Below are 15005 nucleotides of genomic sequence, written 5' to 3'. Positions count from 1 at the left end.
TCTTACAATATTAAGAAAATTTTATCGCCGTACTTCAATAAAAAAACTATTTTTGCAAGAGTCAATTTTCAAAAAATAAACCTCAAATCTATAAATATGTTAAAGAAAATTTTAAAAGTAACTGCCATTGTTCTAGTGGTTTTTGTGGCCGCTCTATTTGCCATTCCGTATTTCTTTAAAGACCAGATCAAAGCAAAAATTGCAGAAGCCATCAACGAAAGTGTTGATGCAAAAGTGAGTTTTGCCGATGCTGATTTAAGCTTGTTTAAGAATTTCCCGAATGCTGCGGTTGGAATCGAAAAATTAGTGATTATCAACAAAGCTCCTTTTGAAGGAGATACTTTGGTATCATTAGGACAATTAAACCTAAACATGAGTATTAAAGAGCTTTTTAAAGGAAAAGACGAACCTTTAAACATTCAGGGAATTACATCTGAAAACGGTTTAATCAACATTATCTTCAATAAAGACGGTGTTGGAAATTTTGATATTGCCTTAAAAGACAAAAAAGAAGACAAAACGGATGAAAAAAGCAGTCCGCTTTCTTTAAAAATCCAAAACTATAAAATCGAGAACTTTACTTTTAGATATATTGATCAGGGTTCAAAAATTAAAATGGTTATTGATAGTTTAAATCACGAAGGAACTGGAGATTTTACCAATTCTAAACTGGATTTAAATACAAAAACTACAGCAAACGTATCTTTAGATATGGATAAAGTTAATTATATGAAGAATATAAAACTGACTTTAGATGCAATTTTAGGAATTGATTTAGAACAAAGTAAATATACTTTTAAAGAAAATAAAGCTTTAATTAACCAATTGCCGTTAGAATTTGACGGATTTATTCAAATGGTTAAAGAAGGTCAGATTTATGACCTGAAATTTAAAACGCCAACTTCGTCGTTTACCAATTTCTTAGGCTTAATACCTTCTGCTTATGCATCAAGTCTTGATGGTGTAAAAACAACCGGAGACTTTACCGTTGTTGGTTTTGCAAAAGGAAAATTAACAGACACTACAGTTCCTGCGTTTAACATTGCCATTGCATCAAATAATGCTTCGTTTCAATATCCGAACTTGCCAAAATCAGTTCAGAATATTGTAATCGATACTAAAATTATCAACGAAACCGGAATTCTAAACGACACTTATGTAAACCTAGATAAGTTATCATTTAGAATTGATCAGGATGTTTTTAGCGCTAAAGCAAATGTTAGAAACATTACCGTTAATCCGCTTGTAAATGCGGCTTTAAAAGGAACTATCAATTTAGCTAATCTTTCAAAAGCGTATCCAATTAAAATGGATAAACCATTGGCAGGTATTTTAAAAGCTGATGTTACTACAAATTTTGATATGGCATCTGTAGAGAAAAGTCAATATCAAAACATCAAGAATGCCGGAACTATGAGTTTATCAGGATTTAAATATACTGATGAAAACAATAAATCAATGAATATCAGCACAGCTTTAGTTGAATTCAACCCAAGCACAATCAACCTGAAACAATTTAATGCTACAACAGGAAAAAGTGATATTGCCATCAACGGAGTTTTAGAGAATTTCTACGGTTTTATGTTTAAGAAACAAGAACTTAAAGGAAACTTCAATATGAGCTCTAATCAACTGGCTGTTGATGATTTCATGACTTCTGGAGAGCCTGCTAAAACAGAGGAAAAAACGCCTGCTAAACCAGCGGAAGCAATGAAAATTCCAGCTTTCCTTAACTGTACTTTAAATGCAAAAGCGACAACTGTTTTATATGACAATTTAAAGCTGAAAGATGTTTCCGGAAAATTGATTATTAAGGATGAAAAAGCACTTTTAGAGAACTTTAAAACGTCCATTTTTGGCGGAACAATTGGTTTGACAGGATCAGTTTCGACAAAAGCAAAAGTGCCAACGTTTGATATGAATTTAGGTTTCAATCAGGTTGATATTGCTCAGACTTTTACGCAGTTAGACATGATGAAAAAAATTGCACCAATTGCCGGAATTATCAATGGTAAATTGAATTCGACTATTAAATTAAACGGAAATTTAGATGATAAGGAATTAACGCCTGATTTAAAATCTATTTCTGGGGATTTAATTGGTCAATTACTTTCTACAACGATAAATGCTAAAAATTCAACGGTATTAAATTCATTGACTTCAAACATTAAATTCCTTGATATGAATAAACTGAATTTAAATGATATTAAAGCAGCCTTGACTTTTGAAAACGGAAAAGTAAACGTAAAACCTTTCGATATTAAATATCAGGATATTAAAGTAACAGTTGGCGGAACTCACGGTTTTGACCAGACTATGAATTACAATTTAAAATTTGATGTTCCTGCTAAATATTTAGGAAGCGAAGCAAATGCTTTTCTTTCTAAATTGTCTCCTGCAGATGCGGCGAAACTGGAAAATATTCCAATCAATGCTGTTATTGGAGGAAACTTTTCAAATCCAAAAATTACTACAGATATGAAAAGTGCTGTTACTAGTTTAGCATCGCAAGTGGCAAATCAGCAAAAAGAAAAACTGACTCAAAAAGGCGCTTCTGCTTTAACTGATTTAATTAATAAAAACACAAAAGCGAAAGACACAACTCAGGCAGCTAAAACGGAGAAAGAACAAAAAACTCAGGAAACTACTAAAAAAGCAACGGACTTACTCAACGGGCTTTTCAAAAAGAAAAAATAAGTTGTCCTAAAAATAAAAAACTGCTCCCGAAATTACTTTCGGGAGCAGTTTCTTTTTATAGCAATCTGATTTGAATTTATTGATTCAATATCTTATTTATGGCATTTATATAATCCGGAACTGTTAATTGGTTGGTATCAATCCCTACGCTGTTATTTCCGTATGGCTGATATTTTTTTAAACTTGAAATTGAAAATAAACCAGCAGTTGGAGCTTTTGAAGCACTTGACAAATGCATAATTCCACTATCTGCACCTATAAAAACATCTACATTTGCTAATACGGAACCTATTTCACGAATATCCTTACTGTAGAATGAAGGCGCCTGAAAATTAATTTGTGATACATTTTCGACCGGTAAAACTTCAAAAATATTATAATCCGGATATTCGTTTTTTAAAGCAGCATAAAACTCTTCCCACCACGAAATGCAATAACATTTTTCTCCGGTTGCAAACGTAAAAATTGCGATGGTTCTTTTTTGTTCATCAACAATGTTATTGAGAATTTCTTTTCCTTTTGAAATTTCTTCCTGGGTTAATTTTAAATCCAGAAGCGGTACTGGTTCTTTTTTATCTTCAATACCAAATTGACTTAAAAAATATCTTAAATTATAAACAGGATATTTTGCTATATGATCATGATCAACATAATTGGACTGTACATTTTCAGGAAGATCTCCAAAAAATTTATATTTAGCATTTGAGAATTGAACGGCTAAGCGGCCAGAAGAAGAATTTTGATCAACATTTATTACAAGATCGTAATTCTGTTTTTTTATTAAAGTCCAGACTTTAAAATATTTGACTAAGTCTTTGAAAGGTTTTTTAGGGAGATCGATTATTTTATCGACATTATCATACTTTTCAAAAACAATTGGAGCCAATGTCCCTTTTACAAACAAATCGATTTTTACACCCGGAAACACGGCAGAGACTTCCTGAATAAGCGGTGTAACTAAAAGCATATTTCCAAGTCTGCCGTTTGGCCTGCAGATTAGTACTTTTTTAATTTTGCTTTTATCAATAGTTCCGCCTTTACTAATGTTTGCACTACCAATATTTTTGGTTAATATGCGCATTAGGTTACGCCTGACTTTGTTAATGCTAACTTTTTTTAAGCTACTCATTGTGGTATTTATTTCGAGATTATTTTTGGAAACAGCAAAAAACATTTTAGCTAAAAAATAAAGCATAAATTGTTTAAAACACACTTTTTAAATGTTTCCAAATTTAGCCTCTTTTTTTGCTCAAAAATAAATTCTAATAATAAGCAATTATTACAAAATTGTAATAAAATCTATAATTATTCCCATTTTTGGACCTTCCAATGAAATAAAATTACAACAATTAACAAAACAAATGACAAAAAATAGACCATTAGTCGTTAAGAATCGACAGAGAATAGAAAATACTAGACGTTAATATTTACGACATAACCTTCTGAACCACGTATGTTAAAAACTGTTCCATTTTCAAAAATTAAATACTGGCCTTTGATTCCCACAAGTTTTCCCTGAAAAGCTGGCGTTTTATCTAAATTCAAACTAGCTACTTTTGGCGGATAATTTAAAACCGGATAATTTAGTTCGTATAAATCATTTTTCTGACTGTAAAAGTACTCCTTAACTTCTGCCGGGATTAGGTTTTCGACTTTTGACTTTTCAAAAATTAAGTCACATCCTTCTGCTGTACACTGCAGCATTTTACGCCAGTTTGTTTTATCAGCATAATGATCTTTTAACGCTACCTCGGTAATTCCTGCTAAATAACGGTTGGGAACCTCAACAATTGCAATAGCCTGTGTCGCTCCCTGATCGATCCAGCGTGTTGGAACCTGACTTTTGCGCGTTACCCCTACTTTTATTTCGCTCGATAAAGCTAAGTAAACAACGTGCGGCTGCAATTGTGCTTTTTGTTCGTATTCTAAATCACGATCTGCAATTCCTAAATGTGCCGTACTCAATTCAGGTCTCATAATCCAGTCGCCTACAGCAGGACTTGAGTAAAAACAATCATAACAAAAACCTTGTCTAAAAATCTTTTTCTTCTTTTGACAATTCAAACATTGAAAACCTGCAAAACTAATTTCAATTTCTTTATCTAATAATTGATTCACATTCAGGAAACTATCTTCGAAAACTAAATAATATTGAATTGGGTTTCCAAATTCAGTCTGCATTTTTGTAAGTACGCCTTGATATGTCATTAGGATTAATTGTAGATTTTAGATATTAGATTTTAGACTGCTCTTATTTTTTGAGTTAATCTTTAGTTTATAAGTAGTGGTTTTTATTACAAAAAAACACTATTTTTGATACAATGACAAAGTTACTATTTGTTGCTTGATATTCAAATTTTAAGTTCCGATTTACATGAATCGTAAAACCTAAATTTAAAATCAGCAATCTAAAACCTAAAAAACACTCATGCCTTTATCCATAATAAATTCTTTCGCTTCCTGGGTCCTCAAACAAAGGATACATCAAATCGAACTTTTTTTAAAATACCCAAATGAAGTTCAGGAAGAACTTTTGCATAATTTATTATTGGCATCTGAAAATACCGTTATTGGAAAAAAATATGATTTTGAATCGATAAACTCTTATCAGACTTTTGCAGAGAGAGTTCCCATTGCGAGTTATGAAGAATTACAGCCTTTAATTGAGCGTACACGTCAGGGCGAACAAGGTGTTTTTTGGGAATCGCCTATTAAATGGTTTGCGAAATCGAGCGGTACTACAAATGCCAAAAGTAAATTTATCCCGGTAAGTAACGAAGCTCTTGAAGATTGCCATTATAAAGGAAGCAAGGATTTACTTTGTTTGTATTTGAATAATAATGAGGATTCTGAATTGTTTTTGGGTAAGAGTTTACGTTTGGGCGGAAGTTCTCAGATTTACGAAAACAACAATACTTTTTTTGGCGATTTGTCGGCAATTTTGATTGAAAATATGCCTATTTGGGCCGAGTTCAGCAGTACGCCAAGCAGTAAAACTTCATTAATGAGCGAATGGGAAACTAAAATCGCGGCAATTATTAATGAAACCAAAAATGAAAATGTAACCAGTTTTGCAGGAGTTCCTTCGTGGATGCTGGTTTTAATGAATAAAGTTCTGGAAAATACGGGCAAACAAAGTTTATTAGAACTTTGGCCAAACCTTGAAGTTTATTTTCACGGCGGCGTGAGTTTCTCTCCTTATAAAGAACAATACAAGAAAATTTTACCAAGCAAAGATTTTAAATACTACGAAATCTATAATGCGTCTGAAGGCTTTTTTGCGATTCAGGATTTAAACAATTCAAGTGATTTATTGCTGATGCTGGATTACGGAATTTTCTATGAATTTATTCCGATGGAAACTTTTGGTGCAACAGATCAAAAAGTGATTCGTTTGGCCGATGTTGAATTGAATAAAAACTACGCCATTGTTATTACGACAAATTCTGGTTTATGGCGTTATTTAATTGGCGATACGGTGCGTTTTACTTCGTTAAATCCGTACAGAATTAGAGTTACGGGAAGAACCAAACATCATATTAATGTTTTTGGGGAAGAATTAATGGTTGAAAACACAGATCAGGCCATTGCGAAAGCCTGCGAAATTACTCAAACAGAAGTTATCGATTATACCGTTGCTCCTATTTTTATGCAGGACAAAGAAAAAGGCGCTCACGAATGGATGATCGAGTTCAAACAAAAACCAGCCGACGTTGGTCTTTTCCAAAAAGTTCTGGACGAAACCCTGCAAACTTTAAATTCTGATTATGAAGCGAAACGTTATAACAATATGACTTTAAATCCTTTAGTGATTAATGTCGCAAGGGAAAATTTATTTTATGATTGGTTGAAAGAAAGAGATAAACTGGGTGGTCAGCATAAAATTCCGAGGCTTTCGAATCAGAGAGATTATTTAGAGCAGTTGAAGGAGATGTAAGATTTTTTGGTTTGCCACGAATTTCTCGAATTAGCACGAATTTTTATTAAAGATTTTTTCATAAAAAAACCTTAGTCTTTATTGAAAAGCTAAGGTTTTTTATTTTTTATAAGTTCAGTATGTCATTTCGACGAAGGAGAAATCGCACTCGATAATCGACAAAGATTGACGATTTACATTGCGGAATTTCTAGTGCGATTTCTCCTTCGTCGAAATGACAAAAATGTCGTGAACTTTTACTGATTACATCATATCGATATATCTGTCATGATAACCTAAAAGGTATAAAACACCATCAAGTCCTAAACTTGAAATTGAGGTTGAAGCACTTTCTTTTACTTTTGGTTTTGCGTGGAAAGCGATTCCTAGACCAGCTAAGTTTAGCATTGGTAAATCGTTTGCACCGTCGCCAACTGCAATAGTCTGGTTAATGTGAATTCCTTCTTTCTCGGCGATTGCTTTTAGGTATTCGGCTTTCTTTTGTCCGTCTACGATATCTCCTAGATATTTTCCGGTTAGTTTACCATCTTTAATTTCTAATTGATTAGCGTGAACATAATCGATACCCAATTCTTTTTGAAGATAATCTCCAAAATAAGTAAATCCTCCAGAAAGAATTGCGGTTTTATATCCGTAATATTTTAAGGCTTTCATTAAACGATGTGCACCTTGCGTAATTGGTAAGTTTTTGGCAACATTTTGTAAAACGTCTTCGCTCAAACCTTCCAACAAAGCCATACGCTGTTTGAAGCTTTCGTTGAAATCAATTTCACCATTCATTGCTGATTCTGTAATGGCTCTTACTTGTGCGCCTACTCCATTTAGTTCTGCCAATTCGTCGATAACCTCAGTTTGGATTAAAGTCGAGTCCATATCGAAGCAAACCAAACGACGGTTTCTTCTGTAAATATTATCTTCCTGAAAAGAAATATCAACGTTTAAGGTTCTTGAAATTTCCATAAAACTTGCCGTCATAACAATTTTATTTACAATTTCGCCTGTTACAGATAACTGGATACATGAACGTGGATATTCCTCTTTTTCTACAATTGAAGTTCTTCCCGTTAAACGTATAATAGAATCGATATTTAAATTTTGATCTGACATTATTTTAGTTACTGCAGCCAATTGTGACGCCGCCAGTTTTTCGCCTAAAATATTGATTATGTATCGCTGCTTAGATTGCGATTTTACCCATTTCTCGTAATCTTCAATAGAAATTGGAATAAACTTTACCTTAATTTCTAATTCGTAAGCTTTAAACAGCAAGTCTTTTAAAACTGGTCCTGAAGATGAACCCGCTTCTATTTCGAATAAAATACCTAAAGATAATGTATCATGAATGTCGGCTTGGCCAATATCTAAAATATTAGCATCGTATGCCGCCAATACAGCTGTTAAACCTGCCGTCACCCCTATTTTATCGTGTCCTGAAACTTTTAATAAAATAATCTCTTTGTCTTCTATTGCCATTTTATCTTTATTATTTACGAGCGACAAAAATCGGCAATCTCTTGGTGATAAAAAAGAATAATCATTGTTTTTTTTGCAAAGAAAAAGCGCATATTCATGCGCTTTCCTGAGTAATTTAACAATTATGCTCCGCTATTAGAATAACGTAACTTTTTAATTATTTGTTTTGCATGTTTTCGTCAAAGTTTACCATCCAGTTTATACCGAATTTATCTTTGAACATTCCGAAATAAGCGCCCCAAAATGTTTTATTTAAAGGCATTTCAATTTTACCTCCAGCCGAAAGTCCATTAAAAATTCGGTCTGCTTCTTCCGTGCTTTCTGTATTAATTGAAACTGAAAAATTTTCTCCAAAAGGCAGATCACCAAATCTTGTAGAGCTGTCACTTCCCATTAAAATTGTATTTCCAATTGGCAGGGAAACGTGCATAATTCTTTCTGCATCTTCTGCTGAAACTTCGTCACAGCCTTCTTCTTTTGGCATTTCTTTAAATTTTCCGATATAAGGAAATTCTCCGCCAAAAACGGATTTGTAAAACAGGAATGCTTCTTCGCAATTTCCATTAAATAATAAATAAGGATTTACAGTTGCCATGATATTTTTTTTAATTGTGAGTTGTAAATTATAAATTGTTGTCCTTTGCTATAGTTATAAAATTTAATCTCTTCTCTTTGTTCTATTCTTTTTATTCTATAATCTTTTTTCTTTCTTCTATTTCCCTTCCTCTGAAAGTTCTTTCACAACCTCTAAACCCCTGGGAAAAACATCTTTGAAATAATCGACATATTTTTCGCCCGAATCGTTACGAGCAATCAAATCTGTAAATTCACCATCTGGAATTAATCGATAAGTTTCCATTGCGCCGCTCCATTTTTTTGTTTCTTCATCGAGAGGCTGTTCTTTAAAATCTTTTATTTCACCTATATGCTTAAAAGCCATATATTCGTTTGGCGTTTTTGTTTCGATTATGCTATACATTCCTTCTCCGGTTGGTGTCATAAAATGTATTTTATCACCTTCGTTCCAAGTACTTATGGTATGAGATCCTTCGCAAAAAACACTTGTCCATTTTCTATAGGTTTCATCCTCCCATAAAACATCCCAAACTTTTTGAGCCGGGGCTTTAATTCTAATTTTAAATTCTAAAGTTTCCATAATTAAGATAGTTTAGTAAAATCCATAAATAAAACATTCCAGCGATGTCCATCTATATCGGCAAAACCAAAGCCGTACATCCATCCCTGACTTTCGGCTGGAGAAGAAAAAATAGTTCCTCCCGCATCCTGAACTTTTTGAGCCAGTTCATCAACTTCTTCTTTACTTTCGGCATCAATTGAAATCAAAATTTCAGAACTTGCTTTTGTGTCGGTAATTTTGTTTTGCGAAAAACCTTCAAAAAGTGATTCTTCAAACAGCATTACTACAAAATGTGATTCACCTACAACCATACAGGTTGAACTTGGTGTATCGTGCTGCTCATTAAAAGAGAAGCCTATTTTCCAGAAGAAATCTTTTGCTTTTGCCACGCTTTTCACAGGCAGATTTAACCATATTTGTTTCGTCATTCTTTGATATTTTTCGTTAAACATTTTTTTTTAACCATATAAGTGATGTAAGTTAATTTAAGATTAGGGGAAACCTTTGTTACTTTGTCGCTTTGTCACTTTGAACCTATTAAAAAATCAATTATTCTCTACATAATTTTTAAAGTTGTCCAAAATTGCCTGCCAGCCTCCGCGCTGCATTTCTTCTGGATTTTGAGTTTCCGGGTCGAAGCTTTCTGTTATTTCTACTCCGTCTAAAGTTTCTTTGAAGGTAATTTCAACTTTTCTTCCGTCGGCCATAACGTATTTTATGGTTTTGTTTGGTTCTACGAAAGTGTATTCTCCTTCAAAATCAAAACTCATGCTTCCGTCTTTTGCGGCCATTGTTGATTTGAATTTTCCGCCTTGTTTTACATCATTTTCGGCATAAGGCGTATGCCAGTCCGGAGAAGCAAAACTCCATTTTGTAATATGTTCCGGTAATGTCCAAAAATCCCAAACTTTGTTTATTGATGCGTTAATTGTATTCTGTACTGTTATCATTATTTATATATTTAAAAATTATACTTATTCAACACTTTCAACGTATTTTTTAAAATTGTCAATTACGTTCTGACACCATTGCTTCTGCATACTTTCAGAATCTTCTTTGTTTGGTTCAAATACTTCTGTGATTTTTACCTTTTTGCCTTGTTCTTCAAAATGAACACTTCCGGTTCTGTTATCCAAAAGTTTATATGCTATTAATCGAAATTTTTCTACTTGGGTATATTCTCCTTCAAAATCAAAACCTGCGCTTTTATCTTTAGCAGCCATTTCATATTTAAATTTACCATTTACCTGTAAATCATTTTCTGCATAAGGCGTGTGCCATTCCTCAAAAGCATAATTCCAGTTTTGAATATGTTTTGGAGAAACCCAGAAATCCCAGACTTTATCTATAGATGCATTAATTGTATTTTGAACTGTAATCATTTTGGTCAAATTTTAAATTAATTACATCTGATCCGGAATCTGACTTTCATCCATATAAAAAACTTCCCAATGATGTCCGTCTAAATCAAGAAAAGTTTTTTGGTACATCCATCCATAATCCTGTTCTCTTTTATAATCAGTTCCACCGGCTTTAACTGCTTTCTCAATCATTTCATCAACTTCTTTTCGTGATTCTAAAGAAATAGAAATAAGGGCTTCGCTGGTTGTATGAGAATCGCAAATCTTTTTATCTGTAAAAGTTTGATAAAACTCTTCTACCAAAATCATGAGATAGATATTTTCACCAATAACTATACAAGCTCCTTTATCATTTGTAAATTTCGGATTCGTAGGAAAACCCAATTCATTATAAAATTTTATCGCTTTATCCAGCTCTTTTACAGCTAGATTTAAATACATTTTTGTTTCCATAATATATAAAGTTACAATTTATTTAAAACAAATTTAGAATTTTAGAATGGCCTTTATGATACATTAAAAGTCAACTTTAGGGGCATTTAAGACATTTTTATTACTTTTGTTGTAAAGCCAATCCTCCAAAAAACTACAAAATCATGAGCAAGAAAGTAGGTTTAATCGTTCCTCACGACTATAAATTATTAAGTATAGCCGCAATTTTAGAAGTTTTTGAAACTGCAAATAAATTAAGTCCGGCAACTGACAAACCATTTGGAATTATGATTTTTCAATTGGCAGAACAAATCAATCAGGAACGTTTGTTTGGATATGAAATTAATTCTATCGAGAATTCTGATACACTTTTAGAGCTCATTTTGATTCCGGCTTTTACTACGGATAATATGAGCGAAATGATTGCGAAGAATAAAAAATTTATTCCGTGGCTGCAAAAACAACATCAGGCAGGAGCTGAATTAGCTAGTTTTTGTACGGGAGCATTTTTGTTTGCTGCTTCGGGATTATTGAATGAAAAACTGGCAACAACTCATGTCGACGCTTGCAGTGCTTTTACTAAAGCTTTCCCAATGGTGAAATTAAAACCCGAAGAAACTTTAACAGCCGACGGAAGTTTGTATACGAGCGGCGGATCTACCTCAACGTTTCATTTATTGATTCTTTTGGTTCAAAAATATTGCGGCAACGAAATCGCAGTACAAATTGCCAAGATTTTCTCGATTGATTTAAACCGATACAAACAAAGTTATTTCAGCACGTTTAGGCCGAATCATTTGCATAATGATACTTTGGTTGCGATGTTACAGCAAAAAATTGAAAGCCAATATCACAGCATCGAAAAACTGGAAGAAATTACCAAAGATATTCCAACAAGTGCCAGAAACATGACACGTCGTTTTAAACAAGTTACGGGAATTCCGCCAATTGAATATTTACAGAATATTAGGGTTGAGAGTTCAAAGAAATATTTGGAACAAACGCAGCTTTCGATTTCAGAAATCATCGAAAAAACCGGATACAACGATCCGAAAGCTTTTAGAAAAGTGTTTTATAAAATGGTGGGCATGAAACCTATTGAATATCGAGAGAAGTTTAGGGTTCAGTAAAATTAGAAAAGAATTTAAATTATATATTTCATTCATTTTGAAGGATAAAACTATTATAAAAAAGAAAGATTTGAAAACATAATAATAACACAAAACACTTTTTTATTCCCTATATTTATAATAGATTTGAAAAAGAATATATATATATTTGCACACCAAATATTTTTTTTAAAAAAAATTCAACAATGAAACCAGATAAAACTCTAGCTATAAAATACACTATTTTTAAAGTTGCGCAGGAATATTTGAAATTTCATGGTCAGCCTGAGAACAACGTTGATTATTTTAATGAAAATAACAACTTTAATCTAGATAAATGTATTTTATTACCTTATATAATTACTATTGCAAATGGTAAGAAGGATAAATTACTAAACGGTGTATTCAATCATTCTTTTTTTCCAGATTTGGAAAAAAATGATGGAATATTTATTTGTGAATTAAAAGATAATAAAGCTACTAAATTTACAAGTAAGGATTTAGATATTACATTTAATGATAATCAAAAATTAGTTTTTAACTTCAATTCAAAAGACTTTGAATCTTTAGATCCTGACATTAAGCAAAGTATAAATCATTCTGTTGAATTTATCATTAAAAGAAGGTATCCAGATTTTGCAAATTTTAATTATACGCTATTAAAAGAAATTTGCTATGACAATGATGCTTTTGAATATTTCATGGAATTAAAAGAAACTGGAGAACTTAATGGTCTCAACGAAATTAAAATCATCGAAAAATTTCAAGAAATAGTTTTACAGTTTCCATTTTTCATTTCTTATATGAAAGAAATAGAAAAAGAATTTGAATATAGTAAATAATTCATTTGAATTATTTAAAAGACATACAAGATATTGATATCGAATCTGCTATAATTGGTGGTGGTATCGATTTTATTAAAATTAGACAAAAGTTCATTTATTCTGTTTTAAATGGCGAATATTATTTTGATAATTGTATTGATATTTTAAAAAATTTAGAAAGTAGGCTGGAAAATATAATTAGTTCTAGTTTATACTCAGAATTAAATACCAACTATCAAGTACTTGCACACACAAGATATACACTTTTATCTCATTTTGTAAGTCACTTCAAATATATTAATACTACTGTCCTAAATAGACTTTTAAACAACTACCATAGCAAGATTATAAATTTTGAATTGGATTTTTATTTTAAAAAATTTAATTTATTTGAAAAAGAAGAAACCACAACTATTCAAAAATTTCATTGGCTATTTATTGCTAATATAAAATTAGCTGAATTTGATGAAGGATATTCTGTTAATGAAAACAACATCTCTTCTCTTCTTGAGATTTATCATAAATTAAAAATAATACTCGAAAAAAATACTGTTTATTCTTTAAAGCCATTAATAAAAATCACTAAAGAAAAATGCAGTATTTTACTGTACAAAATCTTAAAAAGATTAGAAAAAACAAATAGTTCTATTTATTCTATTCTAAATAATGATTTATCTATTGAAGTTTTAGAAAAATCAATTGAAAATACAAACATTGTTGAAGAAATAAAAAATCATTATTTTTTAAACAACCCTCTGTTAATTGAAAATGTAATTCATGAGATAAAAGAAAAACTTAAATTAAACTCCATAGAAATAAAAGACATACACAAATACACGAAGTATGTTAAAAAACAAAAAAATATCAACAATAGTTTTATCTCTGAAATAAAGCAAGTAAACGCTAGCTTAGAATATTTTTTAGAAAACAAAATCCAAAAATCTAAATCAACAAACGGCTATTTAAAAGACATAAATGAAATAACTTTTAAATCTTCATTAAGTTTAATTTATAATACTAATTTCAAGATAGAAAGCGAAATACTCATAAAAAACGTAAAAAATATTTTTTCATTTAAAGATGTAAATATTGCTTTCGAGAGATTAATAGAATATTACGATATCTTAAAAAACAAAGAATTAAAAACAAACCCTAATTTTATTCTATCAAAATTATTTATAGAACAAATAGTTAAGTTATTAGAAATTTGCGACAAACAACCAAGTTTAGTATTAAACAATGATGAAGATGATTATTTAAATTTATTAAGCAAAGTATTTAAAAAATCTTACGATGTATTAAGTGATTTAAAAACACAAATAAAAATTTGTGAATTTAATCGTATTATGCCTCTTTATTTAGAAATTGAAAAATGCAAATCAAATAGTCAATATTTCTTAGATAGTCAATATATTTTACCTTCAAACTACGAACACTTATTAAATGATTGTGAAAATAAACGAGATGAATTAAAACGTCTAGAAACTATTATCAATACAATAACCCCGAAAAACATAAAAGACTTAGGTAAACAATTAAAGAAAGAAGTAAAAGATCAACAATATAGTATAATTACTGTAATTGGACTTTATGCATCATTTATCACTTTCATACTTGCCAATGTGAACGTTTTACCTGAACTGTTAAAACACAGCATAGGTTCAGTTTTAGCATTTATGTTTGTCTTCGGAATAGTTTTATTTTTCTTTATTACTTCTTTAAAGTTATTATTTACAAGTAATAGCGCTTTTGAGTATATTAAACAAAAGAAAATAAATTATATATGGTTATGGGTAATTTCTGCACTAATAGCAATCACAGGTACCTTTTACATACTAGTAAGATATTCAACTACCGATTTTAATAAAAATAATGAAAACATTAATTCATCAACAACTACAGTAATTTTTGACCCAAAAACAGGAAAAAAGCAATCTGAAACTAAAATTAAAGAGACTAAAATCAACACTGTAAAAAGAGATAGCATATAATATAAAAAAACCTGCTCAAATAAATGAACAGGTTTAAAAGTGA

General features: G+C 31.1%; 14 protein-coding genes. 5 read left to right on the top strand and 9 right to left on the bottom strand.

Features of this window, described 5'->3' with window-relative positions:
* Nucleotides 1-96: 96 nt before the first annotated feature.
* Nucleotides 97-2697 carry an AsmA-like C-terminal region-containing protein gene (locus tag NLJ00_RS09070; RefSeq protein ID WP_256636959.1) on the top strand — a complete coding sequence of 867 codons (2601 nt, stop codon included), beginning with the start codon at nucleotides 97-99 and terminating at the stop codon, nucleotides 2695-2697.
* Between the two features lie 76 nt (nucleotides 2698-2773).
* On the opposite strand, the gene NLJ00_RS09065 is transcribed toward NLJ00_RS09070, so the two are convergent.
* A complete protein-coding gene (locus tag NLJ00_RS09065) occupies nucleotides 2774-3826 on the bottom strand; it encodes a glycosyltransferase family 9 protein (RefSeq protein WP_256636958.1) in 1053 nt (350 codons plus the stop codon).
* Nucleotides 3827-4110: 284 nt separating this feature from the next.
* Nucleotides 4111-4905, bottom strand: a complete 795-nt coding sequence (locus tag NLJ00_RS09060; protein ID WP_256636957.1) for a DUF2797 domain-containing protein — start codon at nucleotides 4903-4905, stop codon at nucleotides 4111-4113.
* A gap of 220 nt (nucleotides 4906-5125) precedes the next feature.
* On the opposite strand from NLJ00_RS09060, the gene NLJ00_RS09055 reads away from it, so the two are divergent.
* On the top strand, nucleotides 5126-6634 hold the full coding sequence (locus tag NLJ00_RS09055) for a GH3 auxin-responsive promoter family protein (protein WP_256636956.1): 1509 nt from the start codon (nucleotides 5126-5128) through the stop codon (nucleotides 6632-6634).
* A 243-nt stretch (nucleotides 6635-6877) separates the two neighbouring features.
* Here NLJ00_RS09055 and serB read toward each other — a convergent pair whose 3' ends face one another.
* The 7 genes from serB to NLJ00_RS09020 all read right to left on the bottom strand — a co-directional run bounded on the left by serB (nucleotide 6878) and on the right by NLJ00_RS09020 (nucleotide 11047).
* The gene (gene serB, locus NLJ00_RS09050) at nucleotides 6878-8107 is read right to left on the bottom strand and encodes a phosphoserine phosphatase SerB (protein WP_053471675.1); all 1230 of its coding nucleotides are present in this window, start codon (nucleotides 8105-8107) and stop codon (nucleotides 6878-6880) included.
* A gap of 157 nt (nucleotides 8108-8264) precedes the next feature.
* Nucleotides 8265-8702 (bottom strand): VOC family protein, encoded by a 438-nt coding sequence (locus NLJ00_RS09045; protein WP_053471606.1) that lies wholly within the window; start codon nucleotides 8700-8702, stop codon nucleotides 8265-8267.
* Between the two features lie 117 nt (nucleotides 8703-8819).
* Nucleotides 8820-9263, bottom strand: a complete 444-nt coding sequence (locus NLJ00_RS09040; RefSeq protein ID WP_256636955.1) for an SRPBCC family protein — start codon at nucleotides 9261-9263, stop codon at nucleotides 8820-8822.
* Nucleotides 9264-9265: 2 nt separating this feature from the next.
* Nucleotides 9266-9673 (bottom strand): VOC family protein, encoded by a 408-nt coding sequence (locus NLJ00_RS09035; RefSeq protein WP_053471608.1) that lies wholly within the window; start codon nucleotides 9671-9673, stop codon nucleotides 9266-9268.
* 117 nt (nucleotides 9674-9790) lie between these two features.
* Nucleotides 9791-10195 (bottom strand): SRPBCC family protein, encoded by a 405-nt coding sequence (locus NLJ00_RS09030; RefSeq protein WP_256636954.1) that lies wholly within the window; start codon nucleotides 10193-10195, stop codon nucleotides 9791-9793.
* Between the two features lie 24 nt (nucleotides 10196-10219).
* The gene (locus tag NLJ00_RS09025; protein ID WP_256636953.1) at nucleotides 10220-10627 is read right to left on the bottom strand and encodes an SRPBCC domain-containing protein; all 408 of its coding nucleotides are present in this window, start codon (nucleotides 10625-10627) and stop codon (nucleotides 10220-10222) included.
* A 21-nt stretch (nucleotides 10628-10648) separates the two neighbouring features.
* Nucleotides 10649-11047, bottom strand: a complete 399-nt coding sequence (locus tag NLJ00_RS09020; protein ID WP_256636952.1) for a VOC family protein — start codon at nucleotides 11045-11047, stop codon at nucleotides 10649-10651.
* A gap of 155 nt (nucleotides 11048-11202) precedes the next feature.
* On the opposite strand from NLJ00_RS09020, the gene NLJ00_RS09015 reads away from it, so the two are divergent.
* The 3 genes from NLJ00_RS09015 to NLJ00_RS09005 all read left to right on the top strand — a co-directional run bounded on the left by NLJ00_RS09015 (nucleotide 11203) and on the right by NLJ00_RS09005 (nucleotide 14962).
* Nucleotides 11203-12168: a GlxA family transcriptional regulator gene (locus tag NLJ00_RS09015; RefSeq protein ID WP_256636951.1), complete on the top strand. Its 966-nt coding sequence runs from the start codon at nucleotides 11203-11205 to the stop codon at nucleotides 12166-12168.
* A 185-nt stretch (nucleotides 12169-12353) separates the two neighbouring features.
* On the top strand, nucleotides 12354-12989 hold the full coding sequence (locus tag NLJ00_RS09010) for a hypothetical protein (protein ID WP_256636950.1): 636 nt from the start codon (nucleotides 12354-12356) through the stop codon (nucleotides 12987-12989).
* Nucleotides 12990-12994: 5 nt separating this feature from the next.
* Nucleotides 12995-14962 carry a hypothetical protein gene (locus NLJ00_RS09005; RefSeq protein WP_256636949.1) on the top strand — a complete coding sequence of 656 codons (1968 nt, stop codon included), beginning with the start codon at nucleotides 12995-12997 and terminating at the stop codon, nucleotides 14960-14962.
* Nucleotides 14963-15005 lie beyond the last annotated feature (43 nt).

Origin of the sequence: Flavobacterium panici, from assembly GCF_024499525.1 — a bacterium.
Classification (GTDB): domain Bacteria; phylum Bacteroidota; class Bacteroidia; order Flavobacteriales; family Flavobacteriaceae; genus Flavobacterium; species Flavobacterium panici.
This window is presented reverse-complemented; position numbering and strand designations above follow the sequence as displayed.